Below are 20,895 nucleotides of genomic sequence, written 5' to 3' on the forward strand. Positions count from 1 at the left end.
CGTAGAGCCCCGGCTGCCGAGATAGAGCCCTGGTCGATCGACCAGGGCTCTATCTCGGCGACCACGGCTCTACCTCGCGGACCTGGGCTCTATCTCGGCCGGGGCAGCTCAGTCTCGGTGACCACGGTGCTGCCCGTGGGCGGGTCAGGCGTCGGCGGCCTGGGCCGTGAGGGCGCGCTCGACGCCCGCGAGGTTCTCGACGACGAGGCGGCGCAGCGCGGGTGCGGCCTCCGCGTTGGCGTCGAGCCACTCCTGCGTCGCGTCGCGCAGCGCCGCGGTCGCGAGCGGCGCGGGGTACAGGCCCGTGACGAGCGCCTCGGCGATGTGGTACGACCGCTCGTCCCACAGCGGGAGCAGCGCGTCGAAGTACGCGCCGACCAGCGGCGCGAGCGACGCCGGGTCGTTGACGTGCTGGAAGCCCTGCGTCGTCGCCCGCACGATGGCGTTCGGCGCGCCGTCGGTGGCGACGAGCCGGTCGAACGCGGCGCGCTTGGCCTCCGCCGTGGGGACGGTGGCGCGGGCGCGGGCGGCCGACTGCTGGCCCGTGGCGGTCGAGTCGTCCGCGAGGGTCTCCTCGATCGCGGCGTCGTCGGCGAGGTCGAGGAGCACGAGGCCCTCGAGGATCTCCCACCGCAGGTCCGTGTCGATTTCCAGACCGTCGAGCGCCGCGGTCCCGTCGAGGAGCCCGCGCAGGGCGTCACCGTGCGCCGGCGTGGAGGCGAGGTGCGCGAAGAACTTCACGAGCTGGAACTGCAGGTCCGAGCCGGCGTCCGCCTGACCGGCGAGCTCCCACAGGGTGTCGCCGACCTCGACGAGCGTGTCCGCGCGCCGCTCGGGCGCGACGTACGTCTTCGCGGCGAGCGCGAGCTGGTTGAGGGTCGTGCGGATCGTCGTGGACTCGGTCTCGCGCGCGATGTTGCCGAGCACGAGGCGCACGTAGTCGCTCGCCGGCGACTCGCCGTCGCGCGTCGCGTCCCACGCGGAGCCCCACACGAGCGAGCGGGCCAGGGGGTCGGTGATGTCCGCGAGGTGCTCGGTCGCGACGGCGAGCGAGGCCGGGTCGAGCCGGATCTTCGCGTACGCGAGGTCGTCGTCGTTGAGCAGCACGAGCTGTGGCCGGTCGAGACCGAGCAGCTCGGGCACCTCGGTGCGCGGGCCGTCGACGTCGACCTCGACGCGGTGCACGCGAGACAGCGCTCGTCCGCCGTCCACCGGCTGCAGGTCGTAGAAGCCGATCCCGAGGCGGTGGGGGCGCAGGGTCGGGTGCTCGGAGGTCGCGGACTGCAGCACGGCGAACGAGACGATGCGCCCGTGCGCGTCGAGCTCGATCTCCGGGCGGAGCGTGTTGACCCCCGCCGTCTCGAGCCACTTCGCCGACCAGTCGGTGAGGTCGCGCCCGCTCGTCGCCTCGAGCTCGACGAGGAGGTCGCGCAGCTCCGTGTTCCCCCAGGCGTGCTTGCGGAAGTACGCCGCGACACCGGCGAGGAACTGCTCCTGGCCGACCCACGCGACGAGCTGCTTGAGCACCGACGCGCCCTTGGCGTACGTGATGCCGTCGAAGTTGACGAACACGTCCTCGAGGTCGTTGATCGTCGCGACGATCGGGTGCGTCGAGGGCAGCTGGTCCTGGCGGTACGCCCAGGACTTCTCCATGGCCGTGAACGTCGTCCACGCCTCGGTCCACTCGGTGGCCTCGGCCGTCGCGAGCGTTGACGCGTACTCCGCGAACGACTCGTTGAGCCACAGGTCGTTCCACCACTTCATGGTCACGAGGTCGCCGAACCACATGTGGGCGAGCTCGTGCAGGATCGTCACGACGCGACGCTCCTTCACGGCGTCCGTGACCTTGGAGCGGAACACGTACGTCTCGGTGAACGTGACGCAGCCCGCGTTCTCCATCGCGCCCATGTTGTACTCGGGCACGAAGAGCTGGTCGTACTTGTCGAACGGGTACGGGTGCTCGAACGCCCTCTCGAAGAAGGCGAACCCCTCGCGGGTCTTGTCGAACACGTAGTCGGCGTCGAGGTGCTCGGCGAGCGACGCCCGCGCGAAGACGCCGAGGGGGATCGTGCGGCCGTCCGACGACGTGAGCTCGCTGCGCTCCACGACGTACGGGCCCGCGACGAGCGCGGTGATGTAGGAGGAGATGCGCGGCGTGGGGTCGAAGGCCCAGCGGGCGACCGCCACGTCGCCCGCGCCCGTGCCGGTCGGGTCGGCGACCGTGCCGAGCGCCTCGGGCTCGGGCGTGGGCTGGTTGCTCACGACCTGCCACGCCGCGGGCGCGGTGACCGTGAACGCGAACGTCGCCTTGAGGTCGGGCTGCTCGAACACCGCGAACACGCGCCGCGAGTCCGGCACCTCGAACTGCGTGTAGAGGTAGACCTCGCCGTCGACGGGGTCGACGAAGCGGTGGAGGCCCTCGCCCGTGTTCGTGTAGCCGCAGTCCGCGACGACGCGCAGCTCGTTGTCCGCGGCGAGCCCGTCGAGCGCGATGCGCGAGTCCGCGAAGACCTCGGCCGGGTCCAGCGAGCGTCCGTTGAGCACCACCTCGCGGACCGACGGGGCGACGAGGTCGACGAACGTCGATGCTCCCTCCGTGGCGGTGAACCGGACCACGGTGGTCGAGGCGAACGTCGTCGCACCCGTCGTCAGGTCCAGCGCGACGTCGTACGAGCGGACGTCGACGATCGCCGCGCGCTCGCTCGCCTCGGCGCGGGTGAGGTTCTCTCCGGGCACTGCAACTCCTCGGTCTCGATGGGGCTCGGTCACGGCCTGTGAGCCACGGATGATCATCCCACGCGCGCCCGCGCCCACCCTCGGGGATTACGTCGGGAATACCCGGGGCCCGCGCGGTGTCGGGTACAGACGACGAAGGCCCGTCGGACGCGTCCGGCGGGCGACCCCGCACGAAGGAGAGCAGAGACCGTGACCCTTTCCGCGCCGTCGGACACGACCGCACCCGTCACCGACCCGCACGACGCTGCCGACTCGCAGGCCGGGCCGCAGGCCGGTGTGCAGGTCGCCGACTTCTGGTTCGACCCGCTGTGCCCGTGGGCGTGGATGACGAGCCGGTGGATGGGTGAGGTGGAGCAGGTGCGCGACGTGACCGTCCGCTGGCACGTCATGAGCCTCGCCGTGCTCAACGAGGGGCGCGAGCTGCCCCCGACGTACCGCGAGCTCATGGACAAGGCGTGGGGACCGGTCCGCGTCGTCACCGCCGCCCGGGTCGAGCACGGCGACGACGTCGTCAAACCGCTCTACGACGCGATCGGCACGCGCGTTCACCCGGGCGGCCGCGAGGACTACGACGGCGTGATCGCCGAGGCGCTCGCGGAGGTCGGGCTGCCGGCGGCGCTCGCGGACGCCGCGACGAGCGACGCCTACGACGAGCAGCTCCGTGCGTCGCACGCCGAGGGCATCGGCCGCGTCGGGGAGGACGTCGGCACGCCCGTCGTCGCGTTCGGCGACACCGCGTTCTTCGGTCCCGTCGTCACCCCCGCGCCGAAGGGCGAAGCCGCCGGTCGCCTGTGGGACGGCTGCGTCCTCGTCGCCGGCACGCCGGGCTTCTTCGAGCTCAAGCGGACGCGCACCCAGGGCCCGGTCTTCGACTGACCCTGGCGCCGCGCCCTCCCCGCGAGGGCGCGGCCCACCGTCTCCGAGGGTGCCGCCGGACGGGCTCCCAGCATCCGTCGAGGTTCGACCGGCGGCGGGGCGTCGTGCCATGCTTCATCGGTTGCGGGCCCGCCGAGACCGGGCCCGCGCGTCGCCCGGCGACGGCCGGGCGGGTCCGACGAGGAGTCCGCAAGGAGCCGAGCATGTCCCCGAACGCACCCGTGCCGCCCCCGCCGCCGCCCCCCGGCGGCGTCCCGGGGACGCCGGCTGCCCGCCGTGCGGACACGCCGATCGACAGCACGACCGCGTGGTCGGCCGGTGCCCCGCCGACGTTCGCCCCGTCCACCCCGTCGGCGCAGCGCTCCTCCGAGCCCGCGTACACCGACGGGGCGGCCACCGTCGTGCAGGCGGCGGTCCCGGCGCCCTCTCCGGTGCAGGCCGCCGCGGTCCCGCCGCAGCGGGTGCGGTACGCGACCGACCAGGCCGGCTTCTCCGCCGTCCCGGCGCAGTCCCCGGCGTACGCCCCGGCGCCCGCCTACGCCCCGCCGCCCGCGTACGCGCCGTCGGCCGCCCAGGCTGCGGCCTACGGCGCGGCGGCCGCACCGCCGGCGGCGGCGCAGCCCGCGTACCACCCGCCCGCAGCGGCCGCGGCGTCCCCGGCGCCCGCCCCCTCTGGCGGTGGCCCGGTCTCCCCGCCCCCTGCGCGCCGCGGCGGCAACGGTGACTCCGGCCGCGGCCGCGGGTCGTCCGGGCGGCTGAGCCCGGGCTGGATCGCCTTCATCGTCGTCGACGTGCTCCTCGTCATCGGTGCGGTCGTGTTCGCGATCTCCCTCCTCGGCGGGGGAGGCGGCGCGGACGACCCGGCCGACCCGGGCGCTGCACCGTCCGCCGGCACCACCCAGGACGCCGAGCCCACGACCCAGGCCCCGACGGTCACCGAGGCCTTCGCGTCCGAGACGCGCAACATCGCGTGCGAGATGACCGACGTCGGCGTCACGTGCTCGATCGCCGAGCTCGCGACGCAGCCTGCGCCCGTCTCCGGCTGCGAGGGCTCCGTCGGCTACCGCGTCGTCCTCGACGACGCCGGTGTCGTCCAGCCCTGCGTGCCGGCCGCGGAGCAGCCGCAGCCCGCCGCGGGGGACGTCGAGGTGCTTCCGTACGGTCAGTCGAAGACCGTGGGCGGGTACACGTGCGACAGCGAGAACACGGGCGTGACGTGCCGTGACGACGCCACGGGCAAGGGCTTCACGGTCGCCAAGGCGGGCATCCGCTCGCTCTGACGGGCCGGCGGACGACGACGCAGGGGTGGTTCTCGGGCACATCGGCCCGGGAACCACCCCTGCGTCGGTCCGTCACCAGATGCGCACGCGGTCCTCGGGCGCGAGGTACAGCGCGTCGCCGGGCTGGACGTCGTACGCCTCGTAGAACTCCTCGACGTTGCGCACGACGCCGTTGCACCGGAACTCGTTTGGCGCGTGCGGGTCGGTGGCGATGCGGCGCACGACCTCCTCGTCGCGCCCCTTCGACTGCCAGACCTGGGCCCAGCCGAGGAACACGCGCTCGATGCCGGTCAGGCCGTCGACCACGGGTGCCTCGGACAGCGGCCGGCCGAGCGCGATCCGGTAGGCCTTGAGCGCGATCGACAGGCCGCCGAGGTCGCCGATGTTCTCGCCGATGGTCAGCGCGCCGTTGACGTGCGGCCCGTCCTCGGGGAGCTGCTCGGGGCGGTAGGCGTCGTACTGGTCGATGAGCGCCTTCGTGCGCTTCTCGAACTCGTCGCGGTCGGTGGGTGTCCACCAGTCCTCGAGGCGGCCGGCGCCGTCGTACTTGGAGCCCTGGTCGTCGAACCCGTGCCCGATCTCGTGGCCGATGACGGCGCCGATCCCGCCGTAGTTGACGGCGTCGTCGGCGTCCGGGTCGAAGAAGGGCGGCTGGAGGATCGCCGCGGGGAAGACGATCTCGTTCATCCCCGGGTTGTAGTAGGCGTTGACCGTCTGCGGCGTCATGAACCACTCGTCACGGTCGAGCGGCTTGCCGATCTTGCCGAGCTCGCGGTCCTGCTCGAACGCGTGCGCGCGCCGGACGTTGCCCACGAGGTCGTCCGGCTCGACGACGAGCGCCGAGTAGTCGCGCCACTTCACCGGGTACCCGATCTTGGGCGTGAACGCCTCGAGCTTGGCGAGGGCCTTCGTCTTGGTGCCCTCGGTCATCCAGTCGAGGCCCTGGATCGACTCGCGGTACGCCGCGACCAGGTGCGCGACGAGCTCCTCCATGCGCGCCTTGTGCGCGGGAGGGAAGTGCCGCGCGACGTACTGGGCGCCCACGGCCTCGCCGAGCGCGCCCTCGACGACCGACACGCCGCGCTTCCAGCGCTCGCGCACCTCCTGCGCCCCGGACAGCGTCCGGCCGTAGAAGTCGAAGTTCGCCTCGACGATCTCGTCCGTGAGGTACGGCGCCCGGGCGGTCACCAGGTGGTAGACCATCCACAGCTTCCAGTCCGCGAGGGGCTCGGACTCCCACAGCCCGGCGAAGCCGGTCGCGAAGTCGGGCTCGCGCACGACGACGTCGTCGAGGGACCCCTCGGGCGCACCGAGCGCGAGGACCCAGGCGCGCCAGTCGAACCCGGGTGCCTCGTCGGCCAGCGCGACGAGCGTGCGGGGGTTGTACGTGAGGTCCGCGTCGCGGTCGCGCACGACGTCCCAGTGGTTCGCGGCGAGCTTGGTCTCGAGCGCGACGACCCGCTGCGCCGCGTCCTCGGGCGCGGCGCCCCACGTCTCGGTGGTGACGCCCGCGAGGCCGAGCATCCGCGTGACGTGGGAGACGTACTTCTCGCGCACGGGCGCGTACTGGTCCTCGCGGTAGTACGCCTCGTCGGGCAGGCCGAGGCCGGACTGGTAGAGGTAGGCGACGTAGCGCTCGGGGTCCTTCGCGTCGTTGTCGACCCAGAACCCGACGGCGCCCGCCCCGCCGGTGCGCTGCAGGGCGCCGAGAGCGCCTGTCAGCTCGGCCTGCGTCGTCGCCGCCGCGACGAGCGCGAGGTCGGTCTGGAGCGGTGCCGTGCCGAGCGCCTCGATGCGCTCGGTGTCCATGAAGCTCGCGTACAGCGCGCCGACCTTCGCGGCGTCCGGGCCGACGTCGCCCGCACGCGAGGCCACCGCCTCGCCGAGGTCCGTGATGATCTCCCGCACGTGCACCTCGGCCTGGTCGTGCAGCGCGCGGAACGCGCCGTCCATCGCCCGGTCGGCGGGGATCTCGTGGGTCGCGAGCCAGCGGCCGTTCACGTGCCGGTACAGGTCGTCCTGGGGCCGCACGCCGGCGTCGAGAGCGGTGAGGTCGATGCCGGACCCTCGCTCGGCCGGCGCGGGTGCGGTCGGGGACGCGGGTGTGGTCGAGGAGGAGGTCTGTGTCATGCGTCTCAGGCTACGGCCTCCTCCCCACGGTCCGGGGTGCTGCTGCGGCATGATGGGCGCATGCGCGTTCACATCGCCTCCGACCACGCGGGGTACGAGCTCAAGGTCCACCTCGTCGAGCACCTCGGGTCCGCGGGCCACGACGTCGTGGACCACGGGGCCCACGAGTACGACGCCCTCGACGACTACCCGTCGTTCTGCTTTGCCGCGGGCGAGGCCGTCGTCGCCGACCCAGGTTCGCTCGGCGTCGTCATCGGGGGCTCCGGCAACGGCGAGCAGATCGCCGCGAACAAGGTGACCGGCGTCCGTGCCGCTCTCGCGTGGAACCTCGAGACCGCGCGCCTGGGCCGTCAGCACAACGACGCGAACGTCGTCGCGGTCGGCGCCCGCCAGCACTCCGTCGACGAGGCGGTCGCGCTCGTCGACGCGTTCCTCGCCGAGCCCTTCAGCCAGGACCCGCGCCACCAGCGCCGCATCGACCAGCTCGCCGCGTACGAGGCGTCGCGCGGCGCCTCCGCCTGAGGTGCCGGAGGGGCACACCGTCCACCGGCTCGCGCGCGCGTTCGGGGACCTCTTCTCGGGGCAGCGGCTCGCGGCGACCAGCCCGCAGGGCCGGTTCGCCGCCGGTGCGGCGCTCCTCGACGGCCAGGTGCTCGTCGCGAGCGAGGCGTGGGGCAAGCAGCTCTTCCTCGGCTTCGCGGCGCCGTCCGACGCGCCCGACGGTGCCGTCCAGGACCGGACGGACGACCCGGGCCGGCAGCCCACGCGCTGGTTGCGGGTGCACCTGGGCCTGTACGGCGCGTGGACGTTCGCGGGGGACGGGAGCGCCGCCGTCGTGCACGCCATCGGGGCGCCGCGGCGTCGTGTGGGCGAGCGGGAGACCGTCCCGGCGCCGGAGCCGGGCGTCGGTCCGGTCGCAGGGCCCGACGACGCGTGGTCGCCTCCGCCGCCACGCGGCGCGGTCCGCGTCCGGCTCGTGGGGGAGCACGCCGTCGCGGACCTCACCGGCCCGACGGCGTGCGAGGTCGTGACCGGTGACGAGAAGCGGGCCGTCGAGGCCCGCCTCGGGCCCGACCCGATCCGCGAGCCCGCGCCGGGCGACCCGGACCCGCGCGGGGTGTTCGTCACCGCGGTACGGCGCTCGCGCAGCCCGGTGGGGCTGCTCCTCATGAACCAGGACGTCGTGGCGGGCGTCGGGAACATCTACCGCGCCGAGTCCCTGTTCAGAGCCCGGCTCGACCCGCTGCGCCCGGGCCGGGACGTCCCCGCGGACGTCCTGCGCGACCTGTGGGACGACCTCGTCGTGCTCATGAGGGACGGGACCCGGACCGGGGCGATCGTCACGACGCGCCCCGAGGACCGCGACGCCGGGACCGCGCGGACCCTCGTCGCCGGCAGTCCTGTGCAGGCCGGGCGCGGCCGGGCGCGCGTGCGGCAGAACACGGACGGCGCGCCCGACGCCGTCCCTGCCGACGCGGCGTTCTACGTCTACCACCGTGACGGACTGCCGTGCCGCGTGTGCGGCACGACGGTCGTGCGCTCCGAGCTCTCGGGCCGCAGCCTCTACCGCTGCCCGTCCTGCCAGGTCTGAGGACTCCCGGGGCCGGGGCGAACCCTGCCTCAGAACACCCAGCTGCACATCGGCGCCACGGGCCAGGAGAACGCCGCGCTCGCGCGGGCGAGCGCACCGGGCGTGTGCTCCGCGACGAACCCGCCGACGGCGAGCGCCGCGAGGGTCACGCCGCCGAGGTACGCCGCGCCGAGCTCGCGCACGTCGAGCGAGAGGTCGGCCGCGTCGTCCGTGCGCTCCGCGCGGGCCTGGCCGAACGCCTCGGCGCGCAGGCGCCAGTGTCCCGCGTTGTCCGGGAGGCTCGGGTCGGTCACGTGCAGGACGACGTCGACGTCCGCGGCGTACCGTCGCGCCGACAGCGCCGCGGCGACGTCGACCACCCGGATCCAGACGTTGTCCGCGAGCCGTGGCGTCGCCGCCCGTGGGTCGACGAGGAGCTGGGTGAGCGCGTCGTCGACGGGGATCATGAACGGCGTGACCTCGTGCGAGAGGTCGAGGTCGGTGAGCACGCCCCACAGTGCCCGAGCCGCCGCGGCGTCGAGCGCGACGACCTCCCCGGTCGACACCGTGCCGCGCGGCCCGGTCGGCTCCCACGAGAGCGTGCGACGGAACCGCGCGTACCCGCGCGGCTCGCCGTCGAGCTCGACGACCGCGATCCGCATCGACTCCTGACCGCGGCGGAACGCGGGCGGGTCGCCCCAGTACGACGCCTGCAGCTCGGGCGTCTCGCGCGTCGCCCAGCCCGGACGGTTCAGCGGCACGTCACCCGCACGGCCCGTCGGGTCGGCGCCGGCACGCTCGTGCAGCGACGCGACGAGATCGCCGTGCCGCGCGCGGTCCGCGCGCTCGATCCGGACGGTGTGCCGCTCGGCGCCAGGGACGTCGCGCAGCCTCGCCCCGCGGGGGACCGCCACCCGCAGGTCGTCAGCAGCTCGCCCGTAGCCGAACCGGCCGTAGATCGGCGCCTCCGCGGCGAACAGCGCCGAGACTGCCTCGCCGCGCTCGCGGCAGTCCGCGAGGTGCCGGTGCATCATGGCGGTGAGCAGGCCGCGGCGCCGGTGCGCCGGGTGCACGCCGACCCACGTGAGCCCCGCCACGGGCGTCGTGGCGCCCGGCACCGGGAACCGGGCGAACGGGTACGACGCGTGCAGCCCGACGAGCTCGCGCCGTACGGGGACCGCGCCGTCGACGGGCTCGGCGTCGCCGTCCTCCACGTCCCGCACGACGCCGACCGTGCGCGACCACGTCAGCGGCGACGGGAGGGCGACCAGGTCGTCGACCTCCACGGGCGACGGGAACGCCCACGTGTCGAGCTCGAGGACGTCGCGCAGGTCGTCGGGACCGAGGTCGGCGAACGTGCAGCCGTCGGGCAGGGCGGGAGCGCCGTCGGGCGCGGCTGCGGGGCGCGACGTCGCGCGGGCGGGGTCGTGATGGCTCATGCGCCGATCCTGGCCGCTCGACCGCTGCGGTGCCAGGGGATTGCCGTGCCGGGTCCGTGCGCCGCGCGAGCCCGGACCGTAGAGTGCCGGTCGTGCCTGCGACCGATCGACCCACGCCGTCCCCGGCCGAGGAGTACGCGGCCGCCGTGCTGGCGCTGGTCCGGCAGGTCCCCGCCGCCCGCGCGACGACCTACGGCCTCGTCGCCGAGGTCGTCGCCGAGTCCCTGCACCGCGGCGGTCCGCGTCAGGTGGGGGCGGTGCTCGCCGGGTCGGCCGGCGTGGACGACGACGGCGCACCCGTCCCGTGGTGGCGCGTCGTCAACGCGGCGGGCGCACCCCCTGCCCATCACCGGGACGCGGCCATGGCCGAGCTGCGGGCCGAGGGGTGCCCGCTCGTGCGCGACGGGACCCGAGTGGACCTGCGCCGTGCGGTGTGGTTCCCGGACCAGGACTGAGCAGGACGGCAGCGACCGGGACGTCCCGCCGACGCGTCAGCCGGTGGTGGCCGCCGGCGAGGGAGCGCCGCCGAGCATCCCGGCGAGCGTGGTGACGGCCGTGGCGTCGCCCTGGACGAGCAGCGTCGTGACGGCCGTGTCCTGCCAGGCACGCAGGTCCTGCGCGATCTTCTCCGACGGTCCGACGAGCGCGACGTCCTCGACCATCTCGGTCGGTACGGCCGCGGCGGCGAGGTCCTTGCGGCCCGCGAGGTAGTGCGCCTGGATCTCGTCGCACGCCGCCGAATAGCCGAGGCGGTCGAGCGCGTCACGGTGGAAGTTGGCACCCTTGGCGCCCATGCCGCCGACGTACAGGGCGAGGAACGGGCGGACCTTGTCCGCCGCGCGCTCGACGTGCTCGTCGACGACCACCGGGACCGTGGCGCTCACCTCGAAGTCGGCGACGGCGGAGCGCTCGGGCGCGCGCCGGGCGAAGCCGTCCGCGAGCAGCCCGCGGAACTCGTCGTCCATGCGCGGCGAGTAGAAGAGCGGGAGCCAGCCGTCGGCGATCTCCGCAGCGAGAGCGATGTTCTTCGGCCCCTCCGCGGCGAGGTGGATCGGCAGGTCGGCGCGCAGCGGGTGGACCGTGGACCGCAGCGCCTTGCCGAGGCCCGTGCCCGCGCCGTCGGGCAGGGGCAGCGGGTAGTGCGGACCGGCGCTCGTCACGGGTGCCTCGCGTGCGAGGACCTGGCGCACCACGTCGACGTACTCGCGCGTGCGGGCGAGCGGGCGGGCGTACGGCTGGCCGTACCAGCCCTCGACGACCTGCGGGCCGGAGACGCCGAGCCCGAGGACGAAGCGCCCGCCGGACAGGTGGTCCATCGTCAGGGCGGCCATGGCGGTCGCGGTCGGCGTGCGCGCGGAGATCTGTGCGACCGCCGTGCCGAGGCGGATCCGCGACGTGCGGGCACCCCACCACGCGAGGGGCGAGAAGGCGTCGGACCCGTAGGCCTCGGCGGTCCAGACCGAGTCGGCCCCGAGCCGGTCGGCGGCGACGACGGCTTCCGCGACGCCCTCGGGGGGACCGGCGGACCAGTAGCCGGTGTGGATGCCGAGGCGCAAGGCGACTCCTCGTCGTCGAGGGGATGAGGGTGTGAGGGCGGTACCCGGGCCGGCGTGACGGGCAGGGGGATATCCGAAACGCAACGTCCCGGGTACCGCTGGTCCTACCCTAGCCGACGCCCGGGCGTGCTCGGGCACCCGGCCGGGCGCCCGAGCCGCCGGGTCAGATCACGTACTCGATGAGCAACGACGGGTCCTCGACCGGTTCGGCACCCGGGCGGGCGACGGCGGGCGTGCGGACACGGGCCGGCACCCCGACGGCGACCGCGCCCGCCGGGACGTCCTTGACGACGACGGCGTTCGCCCCCACCTGCGCGTCGTCACCGACCCACACCGGTCCCAGGATCTTCGCGCCCGCGCCCACGACCACGCGGTCCCCGAGAGTGGGGTGCCGCTTGCCGCGCTTCATCGACCGCCCGCCGAGCGTCGACGTGTGGAACAGCACCACGTCGTCCCCGACGACCGCGGTCTCGCCGACCACGACCCCCATGCCGTGGTCGATGAAGAGGCGGCGGCCGATCCGAGCCCCCGGGTGGATCTCCACCCCCGTGAAGGCCCGCGCCGCCTGGGACACGAGCCGCGCCGGGAGGCGGAGCGCCGGCTCGCGCCACATGCGGTGCGCGAGCCGGTACGCCCACACCGCGTGGACGCCCGGATAGGCGAGGGCCACCTCGAGGCGGCTGCGGGCCGCGGGGTCGCGGTGCCGGGCCGCCTCCAGGTCCTCGGCGAGCACGCGCAGGAACCGCCGCACCCGGGACGGGGTGCCGGCGGTCCGTCGCGCGGGCCTGTGGTCGGTCACGTCAGTCCAGCAGGTCCGCGTAGAGGATCGAGGACAGGTACCGCTCGCCGAACGACGGGATGATCGTCACGATGAGCTTGCCCGCGTTCTCCGGGCGTGCGGCGAGCTGCAGGGCTGCCGCGATGGCCGCGCCCGAGGAGATGCCGACCAGCAGGCCCTCCTCCTTGGCGGCGCGGCGCGCGAACTCGACGGCGGTCTCCGCGTTGACGTCGATGACCTCGTCGTAGACCGAGGTGTCGAGGATCTCGGGGACGAAGTTGGCGCCGATGCCCTGGATCTTGTGCGGGCCGGGGGCGCCGCCGTTGAGGATGGCAGACTCCTCGGGCTCGACCGCGACGATCTGCACGCCGGGCTTGCGCTCCTTGAGCACCTGCCCGACACCCGTGATGGTGCCGCCCGTGCCGATGCCGGCGACGACGATGTCGACCTCGCCGTCCGTGTCCGCCCAGATCTCCTCCGCGGTCGTAGCACGGTGGATCGCCGGGTTGGCCTCGTTGGCGAACTGGCGCGCGAGGATCGCGCCCTCGCGCTCGGCGACGACCTCGTCGGCCTTGTTCACCGCGCCCTTCATGCCCTCGGAGCCCGGCGTGAGGATGAGCTCGGCGCCGAACGCGCGCAGCAGGGCGCGGCGCTCCTTCGACATCGTCTCCGGCATGGTCAGCACGACGTCGTAGCCGCGCGCCGCGCCGACCATCGCGAGCGCGATGCCCGTGTTGCCGGACGTCGCCTCGACGATCGTCCCGCCGGGCTTCAGCTCGCCCGACGCCTCCGCCGCGTCGATGATCGCGACGCCGATGCGGTCCTTCACGGAGTTCGCCGGGTTGTAGAACTCGAGCTTCCCGACGACGGTGGCGCCGACGCCCTCGGTGAGCTTGTTGAGGCGGACGAGCGGGGTGTTGCCGACGAGCTTCGTGACGTCGTCGTAGATGCGTGCCATGGCTTCCTCTTCTGTCGACGGCTCGGGACGAGCCAGGGGGACCAACGGGGTGCGACGGTGCGGGGCACCGGGCCGGGGGAGCTTCGTGCGAGGACCTCGTCCGCACGCGGCACCGCCGCGGAGGAGGACGTCGTGGGCACGGAGCCGGGGGCGTGCGACGGGTGCGCGGAGCGTGGGACGCGTCCGGCGGTCGTCAGCGACAGCCGTGACAGCGACAACAGGAGGTGCGCACGAGGGCGCGACGGGGCGATGCGGGACGCGCGGTGCTCGCGGTCATTCCTCGCTCCTCCTGGTCGACGGCGCCGGGGCGCCCGATGCACCGAGCGTATCCGCCCACGTCGGGGCGCGGCAACGCCGTCCGCCGACCGGACGACGACGGGCGCCCCGCCGAGGTGGCGAGGCGCCCGTGGAGACGTCGTGGAGCGGGCGACGGGAATCGAACCCGCGTAATCAGTTTGGAAGACTGAGGCTCTACCATTGAGCTACGCCCGCGTCGGGCCGGTGCTCCCGACCTGCGGCCGCAACCTTAGCAAACCGGCAGCAGGCCGACGAGCCGCCGGACCTCGCCCTTCCCACCAGTACACTTGCGCTGGCCCGTCGTCCTCGACGGGTGCACGGGGTGTGGCGCAGGTTGGTAGCGCGTCCGCTTTGGGAGCGGAAGGTCGCAGGTTCAAATCCTGTCACCCCGACACATCGTGAGGCGGGCCGAGGGCGTCCCGCCCGGCTCGTCGTCCACCTGCGGCAGCCTCCTGCCGCGGCGGTCGCCCGATCGCGGGCACCGGCGCTCGGCGGGGTGGCGTACCCTTGATGGGTTGCCCGTACGCCCGCCGGGGTCGCACGTGGGTCCGCAAGGGTCCGCCGGTCCCGTGGCGGCGCGCGCAGCTCGTCCCGTAGCCGCACGCCGGCCCGCCCCGATCAGTTGGAGATCATCGAAGTGAAGAGCGCCGTCGAGACCCTGGACCCCACCAAGGTCAAGCTGACCGTCGAGGTGGAGTACGACGAGCTCAAGCCGAGCATCGACCACGCCTACCAGCACATCGCGGAGCAGGTGAACATCCCCGGCTTCCGCAAGGGCAAGGTCCCGCCGCGCATCATCGACCAGCGCGTCGGTCGCGCCGCGGTCCTCGAGCACGCCGTGAACGACGGCCTGTCCGGGTTCTACCGCCAGGCCGTGAGCGAGTCGGGCATCCGCCCGCTCGGCCAGCCCGAGGTCGACGTGACCGAGGTGCCCGTCGACGCCGAGGGCCCGCTGAAGTTCTCGGCCGAGGTCGAGGTCCGCCCCGAGCTCGACCTGCCGGAGCTGTCCTCGCTCGCGGTGACGATCGACGCGGCGGAGGTCTCCGACGAGGACGTCTCGGAGCGCCTCGACGCGCTCCGTGAGCGCTTCGGCACGCTCGTCGGCGTGGACCGCCCGGCCGTCGAGGGTGACTTCGTCGTCCTCGACCTCAAGGCCGTCATCGACGGCGAGGAGGTCGACTCGGTCTCCGGCATCAGCTACCAGATCGGCTCGGGCAACATGCTCGAGGGCCTCGACGAGGCGCTCACCGGTCTGTCCGCGGACGAGACCACGACGTTCACGGCACCGCTCGCCGGTGGCGAGCACGAGGGCGCCGACGCCGAGGTCACCGTCACGGCGACGTCGGTCAAGCAGCGCGACCTGCCCGAGGCGGACGACGACTTCGCGCAGCTCGCGTCGGAGTTCGACACGCTCGCCGAGCTCGAGGCCGACCTGCGCGAGCAGGTCGCGAGCATCAAGACGTCGAACCAGGCCGTCGCGGCGCGGGACGAGCTCCTCAAGGCGCTCACCGACGCCGTCGAGATCCCCGTGCCGTCCGGCGTCGTCGAGGCCGAGGTGCACCGTCACCTCGAGTCCGAGGGCCGTCTCGAGGACGACACGCACCGCGCGGAGGTCACCGAGGAGGCGACGACCGCGATCAAGAACCAGATCCTGCTGGACACCCTCGCGGAGAAGCTCGAGATCCAGGTCGCCCAGAACGAGCTGCTCGAGTACCTCGTGCAGGCCTCGCGCCAGTACGGGATGGACCCGAACCAGTTCATCCAGTCGCTCGACCAGGGTGGTCAGATCCCGGCCATGGTCGGCGAGGTCGCGCGCTCCAAGTCGCTCGCCGTCGCGCTGCGCCAGATCGAGGTCAAGGACTCCGCGGGCAACGTCGTCGACCTGAGCGAGTTCATCGGCTCGGACGAGGACGACGCGGCCGGCGAGGTCGCCGAGATCGTCGAGGAGGCCGCCGAGGTCGCCGCCGCCGAGGCCGTCACGGAGGAGCTGGCCGAGGAGGCCGTCGCCGAGGTCGAGGCCGAGGAGGCCGAGGAGAAGGTCGCGAAGAAGAAGGTCGCGAAGAAGTCGACGAAGAAGGCCGCGGAGACCACCGAGGCCTGACGCGCCGAGCGTCGTCCGCACGGCCCTCGTACCCCGTCCCGGGGTACGGGGGCCGTCGTCGTCGGCGGCCGTATGCGCTGTCGGCGAAAAGGGGCCTGGTCGGGACGAACGGCGGATGCCGTCCACGTTAGGGTCACTGCAACGGCGACGTCCCGGGCCGCACCGCATGCCGGTGGACGTCGCGACCGGGGCCCCGGCCCCGGAGACGAGGAGCGACGAAGGAGATGGACGTGAACGATCAGCTGCTGCGGACGGACGCCGCAGGTCCCCTGGCCCGAGCGGAGGGCGCCGGTCTCGGCCTCAACGACTCCATCTACAACCGGCTCCTCAAGGAGCGCATCATCTGGCTCGGCTCCGAGGTGCGCGACGAGAACGCGAACGCGATCTGCGCGCAGATGATGCTCCTCGCCGCGGAGGACCCGGAGAAGGACATCTGGCTCTACATCAACTCGCCGGGCGGCTCGATCACGGCCGGCATGGCGATCTACGACACGATGCAGTACATCCAGCCCGACGTCGCGACGATCGCGATGGGCATGGCCGCCTCGATGGGCCAGTTCCTGCTCTCGTCGGGCACCAAGGGCAAGCGCTACGCGACGCCCCACGCCCGCGTCATGATGCACCAGCCGTCCGGCGGGATCGGTGGCACGGCGACCGACGTGCGCATCAACGCCCAGCTGATCATGCACATGAAGCGCGTGCTCTCGGAGCTGACGGCCGAGCAGACGGGCCAGTCGCTCGAGCAGATCATCAAGGACAACGACCGGGACAACTGGTTCACCGCCGAGGAGGCGAAGGAGTACGGCTTCGTCGACCACGTCGTCACGAACGCCTCGTCGGTGACCGGCGGCGGCGGCACCACGGCCTCCTGACCCGTAACCCAGACTTCATCCGAGGAGAACCCGTGAGCTTCAGCGCCGAGTCCCAGTATCTGTCCACCGCGCAGCGCCTCGCCGGCGCGGGCGCCCGTCCGGGCGGCGTCGCGCTGCCCGGTGGCGCCCCGTCGTCGCGCTACGTGCTCCCGCAGTTCGAGGAGCGCACGGCCTACGGCTTCAAGCGCCAGGACCCCTACACCAAGCTGTTCGAGGACCGCATCATCTTCCTGGGCGTCCAGGTCGACGACGCGTCCGCCGACGACGTCATGGCCCAGCTCCTCGTGCTCGAGAGCCAGGACCCGGACCGCGACGTCATCCTGTACATCAACTCGCCGGGCGGGTCGTTCACCGCGATGACCGCGCTCTACGACACGATGCAGTACATCAAGCCGCAGATCCAGACGGTGTGCCTGGGCCAGGCGGCGTCCGCCGCCGCGGTCCTGCTCGCCGCAGGTCAGCCCGGCAAGCGCCTCGCGCTGCCCAACGCGCGCGTGCTGATCCACCAGCCCGCGATGGAGGGCGGTGGCTACGCGCAGGCGTCGGACATCGAGATCCACGCGAACGAGCTGATCCGCATGCGCGAGTGGCTCGAGGACACCCTCGCGCTGCACTCGGGCAACCCGGTCGAGCAGGTCCGCCAGGACATCGAGCGCGACAAGATCCTCACCGCCGCCCAGGCGAAGGACTACGGTCTCGTCGACCAGGTGCTCGAGAGCCGCAAGGCCGTCGCGGTCAACAAGCCCTGACGACTCGCACGGCACGCACGAGCCGGGACGATCACCACCGCGCCGCCGACTCCTCCGGGAGCGGCGGCGCGGTGCGTTGCGCGCGAGGTGTTGTAGAGATGTGACCTGCGCACGGGGAGCCCACCTGACAACGGGGGTCCCGTGGTGTGGAATGGGGAGAAGGACCCGCTCGGACGTGGCGACGGCCCGGGACGCCGTGAGACGGCGGACCGACGTGGCCACCCGGACAAGGAGACGCGTAGTGGCTCGTATCTCGGACGGCGCCGACCTGCTCAAGTGCTCGTTCTGCGGGAAGTCGCAGAAGCAGGTCAAGAAGCTCATCGCGGGCCCCGGCGTGTACATCTGCGACGAGTGCATCGACCTGTGCAACGAGATCATCGAGGAGGAGCTCGCCGAGGCCACCGAGCTCGGGCTCGTCGACCTGCCCAAGCCTCGCGAGATCTTCGACTTCCTCGGGCAGTACGTCATCGGCCAGGACCCGGCGAAGCGCGCCCTGGCCGTCGCCGTCTACAACCACTACAAGCGGATCCAGGCCGGCGAGTCGACGAAGGCGTCGTCCGACGACCAGGACCACGTGGAGCTGGCGAAGTCGAACATCTTGTTGATCGGTCCGACGGGGACGGGCAAGACGTATCTGGCGCAGACGTTGGCGCGGATGTTGAACGTGCCGTTCGCGATCGCGGACGCCACGGCGCTCACCGAGGCCGGGTATGTCGGGGAGGACGTGGAGAACATCCTGCTGAAGCTGGTGCAGGCGGCGGACTTCGACGTGAAGAAGGCCGAGCAGGGGATCATCTACATCGACGAGATCGACAAGGTGGCCCGCAAGGCGGAGAACCCGTCGATCACGCGTGACGTGTCGGGTGAGGGTGTGCAGCAGGCGTTGCTCAAGATCATCGAGGGCACGAGCGCGTCGGTGCCGCCGCAGGGTGGTCGTAAGCACCCGCACCAGGAGTTCATCCAGGTGGACACGTCGAACGTGCTGTTCATCGTGGCGGGGGCTTTTGCGGGGTTGGACGACATCGTGGCGGCGCGGGCTCGTAAGCGCGGGGTGGGTTTTGGTGCGCCGATCGACACGGGTGCGGGGGAGGACCTGTTCGCGCAGGTGCGTCCGGAGGATCTGCACCGGTACGGGTTGATCCCGGAGTTCATCGGGCGGTTGCCGGTGATCGCGTCGGTGGGGGCGTTGGACGCGGAGGCGTTGGTGCGGATCTTGACGCAGCCGAGGAACGCGTTGGTCAAGCAGTATCAGCGGATGTTCGCGATCGACGGGGTGGAGCTGGAGTTCACCGACGAGGCGGTCGAGGCGGTCGCGGAGCAGGCGTTGCTGCGCGGCACGGGGGCGCGGGGGCTGCGCGCGATCATGGAGGAGGTGCTGCAGCAGGTAATGTTCGACGTGCCGTCGCGTGACGACGTGGAGCGGGTCGTGATCACCCGCGAGGTCGTGCTCGACAACGTCAACCCGACCATCGTGCCGCGCACCACCACCCGCACCCGCACCCCCCGCGAGAAGTCCGCGTAGTTCCGTCCTGGTCCTGGTCGGGTCCGGTCGGGACGGGGCGGCGCGCGCGCCGCCCACCATCCGCGCCGCTCGTCCCTCGCGTCGCTCCCGCCAGACCCACCACGACGGCGCACGCACCACCCCGACCCGCCCTTTCGCCGTCGGGTCACCACAGCCGTGGGCCGGGCACGACACGGGCGTGGTGCTCGCGCGGTCGGTGCGGGCTCCGGTCAGGCGTCCGTGCCGACCTTCGCGCCGTACAGGTCGTCGATCGTGGAGGCGAAGTCCTCGATGACGCGGGCGCGCTTCACCTTGAGCGAGGGCGTGAGGTAGCCGTTCTCCTCGGTGAAGTCCGTGGCCAGGACGCTGATCTTCCGTATCGACTCGGCGCGGGAGACGGCGTCGTTCGCGCGCTCGACGGCGTGGTCCAGGGCCTCCAGGACCCGCGGGTCCTGCGCGGCGGTCTCGGCGTCCATGGCGGGAAGGCCGTGGGTCGAGAGCCAGCCGGGAAGCATCTCGGCGTCGAGCGTCACGAGCGCGCCGATGAAGGGGCGCTGGTCGCCGACGACGACGACCTGGCTGACGATCGGGTGGGCTCGCAGGCGGTCCTCGAGGACTGCCGGTGCGACGTTCTTGCCGCCCGCGGTGACGATGATCTCCTTCTTGCGCCCGGTGATCCGGAGATAGCCGTCGGCGTCGAACGAGCCGAGGTCGCCCGTGCGGAACCAGCCGTCCTGGAGCGCCTCGGCGGTGAGGTCCGGCCGGTTGCGGTAGCCCCGGAACACGTGGTCGCCCTTGACGAGGAGCTCGCCGTCGGCGTCGATCCGCAGGGCCGTCCCGGGGAACGCGGGGCCGACGGTGCCGATCTTGGTCAGCCCGGGAAGGTTCACCGCGGTGGGCGCGGTGGTCTCCGTGAGCCCGTAGCCCTCGAGGATCCGCAGCCCCACGCCGCGGAAGAAGTGTCCGAGGCGCTCACCGAGCGGTGCGCCGCCGGAGATCGAGTGGGTGAGCTGTCCGCCCATCGCGCCGCGCAGCGTGCGGTAGACGAGACGGTCCGCGACGGCGTGCTGCACCCGCAGCGGGAGAGACGGGCCGCGCGGGGTGTCCAGCGCGCGCGAGTACGAGATCGCGACCTTAGCCGCCCAGTGGAACGGCTTCGCCTTCCCGCCGGCCCGGGCCTTGTGCTCCGCCGAGTTGTACACCTTCTCGAAGACGCGGGGCACCGCGAGGAGGAAGGTCGGCCGGAACGTCCCGAGGTCGGCGACGAGGTTCTTCGTGTCGGAGCTGTGCGCGAGGACCGAGTCGGCCGCCACGACGACCACCTGGATGAAGCGCGCGAAGACGTGCGCGAGCGGCAGGAAGAGCAGGGTGCGCGCGCCGGGCGAGTCGAGGATCTCGGCGAGGCCTGCGCGACCGTTCATCGCGAGGTGGACGAAGCTGCGGTGCGTGAGCTCGACGCCCTTGGGACGTCCCGTCGACCCGGACGTGTAGATGATCGTGGCGAGGTCGTCGGCCGACTGGGCGGACCGGCGTCGGGCCACCTCCTCCGCCGGGACGTCGCGCCCGGCCGCACGCAGCATGTCGACGGCGCCGTCGTCGAGGACGAGGACGTCCGCGAGGCCGGGCAGGTCGGCACGGACCGACGCGACGGACGCCGCGTGCTCGGCGGTCTCGACGATGGCGAGACGGACGTCGGCGTCGGAGCAGATCCAGTGCACCTGGTCGGGGGACGACGTCTCGTAGACGGGGACGGGGACGGCACCGACGGCCCACGCGGCGAAGTCGAGGAGCGTCCACTCGTACCGCGTGCGCGACATGATCGCGACGTGGTCGCCCACCGCGACGCCGTGCGCGACGAGACCGCGCGCCACGGCCAGGACGTCGTCCGCGAACTGCTGGACGGTCATCGTCGTCCACGGGGCGCCCGGCGCGTCGCGTCGCTCGATCATCGGGGCGGTCGCCGCACGCGCGACGCGGTCGAGCAGGAGCGTGCTGATGGTCGCGCGAGGGGAGACCTCGACGAGGCTCGGCGACACGTGTTCCGTCATGGGG

16 protein-coding genes and 2 tRNA genes are annotated in these 20,895 nt (G+C 72.9%); 10 read left to right on the plus strand and 8 right to left on the minus strand.

Going from position 1 to position 20,895, the window contains the following annotated elements; all coding sequences use genetic code 11:
• Window positions 1-144 precede the first annotated feature (144 nt).
• Window positions 145-2,736 (minus strand): aminopeptidase N, encoded by a 2,592-nt coding sequence (gene pepN / locus V5D56_RS11760; RefSeq protein WP_435735523.1) that lies wholly within the window; start codon window positions 2,734-2,736, stop codon window positions 145-147.
• 276 nt (window positions 2,737-3,012) lie between these two features.
• Here pepN and V5D56_RS11765 point away from each other — a divergent pair, with 276 nt between their 5' ends.
• Together V5D56_RS11765 and V5D56_RS11770 are read left to right on the plus strand one after the other, a co-directional pair.
• A complete protein-coding gene (locus tag V5D56_RS11765) occupies window positions 3,013-3,612 on the plus strand; it encodes a mycothiol-dependent nitroreductase Rv2466c family protein (RefSeq protein ID WP_435739013.1) in 600 nt (199 codons plus the stop codon).
• Window positions 3,613-3,815: 203 nt separating this feature from the next.
• Window positions 3,816-4,892: a hypothetical protein gene (locus V5D56_RS11770; RefSeq protein WP_435735524.1), complete on the plus strand. Its 1,077-nt coding sequence runs from the start codon at window positions 3,816-3,818 to the stop codon at window positions 4,890-4,892.
• Window positions 4,893-4,964: 72 nt separating this feature from the next.
• Here the strand turns inward: V5D56_RS11770 and V5D56_RS11775 are convergent, their stop codons facing one another.
• Window positions 4,965-7,022 carry a M13 family metallopeptidase gene (locus V5D56_RS11775; protein WP_435735525.1) on the minus strand — a complete coding sequence of 686 codons (2,058 nt, stop codon included), beginning with the start codon at window positions 7,020-7,022 and terminating at the stop codon, window positions 4,965-4,967.
• A 60-nt stretch (window positions 7,023-7,082) separates the two neighbouring features.
• Between V5D56_RS11775 and V5D56_RS11780 the strand changes: the two genes are divergently transcribed.
• Both V5D56_RS11780 and V5D56_RS11785 read left to right on the plus strand, forming a co-directional pair.
• Window positions 7,083-7,544: a ribose-5-phosphate isomerase gene (locus V5D56_RS11780; protein WP_435735526.1), complete on the plus strand. Its 462-nt coding sequence runs from the start codon at window positions 7,083-7,085 to the stop codon at window positions 7,542-7,544.
• Between the two features lies 1 nt (window position 7,545).
• A complete protein-coding gene (locus V5D56_RS11785) occupies window positions 7,546-8,613 on the plus strand; it encodes an Fpg/Nei family DNA glycosylase (RefSeq protein ID WP_435735527.1) in 1,068 nt (355 codons plus the stop codon).
• A 29-nt stretch (window positions 8,614-8,642) separates the two neighbouring features.
• Here V5D56_RS11785 and V5D56_RS11790 read toward each other — a convergent pair whose 3' ends face one another.
• Window positions 8,643-10,031 carry a GNAT family N-acetyltransferase gene (locus tag V5D56_RS11790; RefSeq protein ID WP_435735528.1) on the minus strand — a complete coding sequence of 463 codons (1,389 nt, stop codon included), beginning with the start codon at window positions 10,029-10,031 and terminating at the stop codon, window positions 8,643-8,645.
• Between the two features lie 92 nt (window positions 10,032-10,123).
• Between V5D56_RS11790 and V5D56_RS11795 the strand changes: the two genes are divergently transcribed.
• Window positions 10,124-10,486 (plus strand): MGMT family protein, encoded by a 363-nt coding sequence (locus V5D56_RS11795; RefSeq protein ID WP_435735529.1) that lies wholly within the window; start codon window positions 10,124-10,126, stop codon window positions 10,484-10,486.
• Window positions 10,487-10,522: 36 nt separating this feature from the next.
• Here V5D56_RS11795 and V5D56_RS11800 read toward each other — a convergent pair whose 3' ends face one another.
• The 4 genes from V5D56_RS11800 to V5D56_RS11815 form a co-directional block, all read right to left on the minus strand.
• Window positions 10,523-11,587 (minus strand): LLM class F420-dependent oxidoreductase, encoded by a 1,065-nt coding sequence (locus V5D56_RS11800; protein WP_435735530.1) that lies wholly within the window; start codon window positions 11,585-11,587, stop codon window positions 10,523-10,525.
• Window positions 11,588-11,750: 163 nt separating this feature from the next.
• Window positions 11,751-12,338: a serine O-acetyltransferase EpsC gene (gene epsC, locus V5D56_RS11805; protein WP_435739014.1), complete on the minus strand. Its 588-nt coding sequence runs from the start codon at window positions 12,336-12,338 to the stop codon at window positions 11,751-11,753.
• A 49-nt stretch (window positions 12,339-12,387) separates the two neighbouring features.
• On the minus strand, window positions 12,388-13,323 hold the full coding sequence (gene cysK, locus V5D56_RS11810; protein WP_435735531.1) for a cysteine synthase A: 936 nt from the start codon (window positions 13,321-13,323) through the stop codon (window positions 12,388-12,390).
• Window positions 13,324-13,741: 418 nt separating this feature from the next.
• Window positions 13,742-13,815: transfer RNA gene (locus V5D56_RS11815), tRNA-Gly, on the minus strand.
• Window positions 13,816-13,938: 123 nt separating this feature from the next.
• Here V5D56_RS11815 and V5D56_RS11820 point away from each other — a divergent pair.
• The 5 genes from V5D56_RS11820 to clpX all read left to right on the plus strand — a co-directional run bounded on the left by V5D56_RS11820 (window position 13,939) and on the right by clpX (window position 18,864).
• A tRNA-Pro gene (locus V5D56_RS11820) sits at window positions 13,939-14,012 on the plus strand.
• 245 nt (window positions 14,013-14,257) lie between these two features.
• Complete coding sequence (gene tig / locus V5D56_RS11825) at window positions 14,258-15,721, plus strand: trigger factor (protein ID WP_435735532.1); 1,464 nt, start codon at window positions 14,258-14,260, stop codon at window positions 15,719-15,721.
• Window positions 15,722-15,945: 224 nt separating this feature from the next.
• Window positions 15,946-16,593 (plus strand): ATP-dependent Clp protease proteolytic subunit, encoded by a 648-nt coding sequence (locus V5D56_RS11830; protein WP_251153923.1) that lies wholly within the window; start codon window positions 15,946-15,948, stop codon window positions 16,591-16,593.
• 32 nt (window positions 16,594-16,625) lie between these two features.
• Window positions 16,626-17,342, plus strand: coding sequence for an ATP-dependent Clp protease proteolytic subunit (locus V5D56_RS11835; protein WP_435735533.1), 717 nt, complete (start codon window positions 16,626-16,628; stop codon window positions 17,340-17,342).
• 241 nt (window positions 17,343-17,583) lie between these two features.
• Window positions 17,584-18,864, plus strand: a complete 1,281-nt coding sequence (clpX, locus tag V5D56_RS11840) for an ATP-dependent Clp protease ATP-binding subunit ClpX (protein WP_435735534.1) — start codon at window positions 17,584-17,586, stop codon at window positions 18,862-18,864.
• Window positions 18,865-19,073: 209 nt separating this feature from the next.
• Here the strand turns inward: clpX and V5D56_RS11845 are convergent, their stop codons facing one another.
• Entirely contained in the window at window positions 19,074-20,891 is a 1,818-nt protein-coding gene (locus V5D56_RS11845; RefSeq protein ID WP_435735535.1) for an AMP-dependent synthetase/ligase, read from the minus strand.
• Window positions 20,892-20,895 lie beyond the last annotated feature (4 nt).

Origin of the sequence: Cellulosimicrobium sp. PMB13, from assembly GCF_051294865.1 — a bacterium.
In the GTDB taxonomy this organism is placed as follows: domain Bacteria; phylum Actinomycetota; class Actinomycetes; order Actinomycetales; family Cellulomonadaceae; genus Cellulosimicrobium.

Excerpts from the sequence above, each read along its gene's own strand:
- V5D56_RS11770 (WP_435735524.1), top strand. The coding sequence starts at position 3,816 with ATGTCCCCGAACGCACCCGTGCCGCCCCCGCCGCCGCCCCCCGGCGGC.
- V5D56_RS11775 (WP_435735525.1), bottom strand. The coding sequence starts at position 7,022 with ATGACACAGACCTCCTCCTCGACCACACCCGCGTCCCCGACCGCACCC.
- V5D56_RS11780 (WP_435735526.1), top strand. The coding sequence starts at position 7,083 with ATGCGCGTTCACATCGCCTCCGACCACGCGGGGTACGAGCTCAAGGTC.
- V5D56_RS11790 (WP_435735528.1), bottom strand. The coding sequence starts at position 10,031 with ATGAGCCATCACGACCCCGCCCGCGCGACGTCGCGCCCCGCAGCCGCG.
- cysK (WP_435735531.1), bottom strand. The coding sequence starts at position 13,323 with ATGGCACGCATCTACGACGACGTCACGAAGCTCGTCGGCAACACCCCG.
- V5D56_RS11830 (WP_251153923.1), top strand. The coding sequence starts at position 15,946 with ATGGACGTGAACGATCAGCTGCTGCGGACGGACGCCGCAGGTCCCCTG.
- V5D56_RS11845 (WP_435735535.1), bottom strand. The coding sequence starts at position 20,891 with ATGACGGAACACGTGTCGCCGAGCCTCGTCGAGGTCTCCCCTCGCGCG.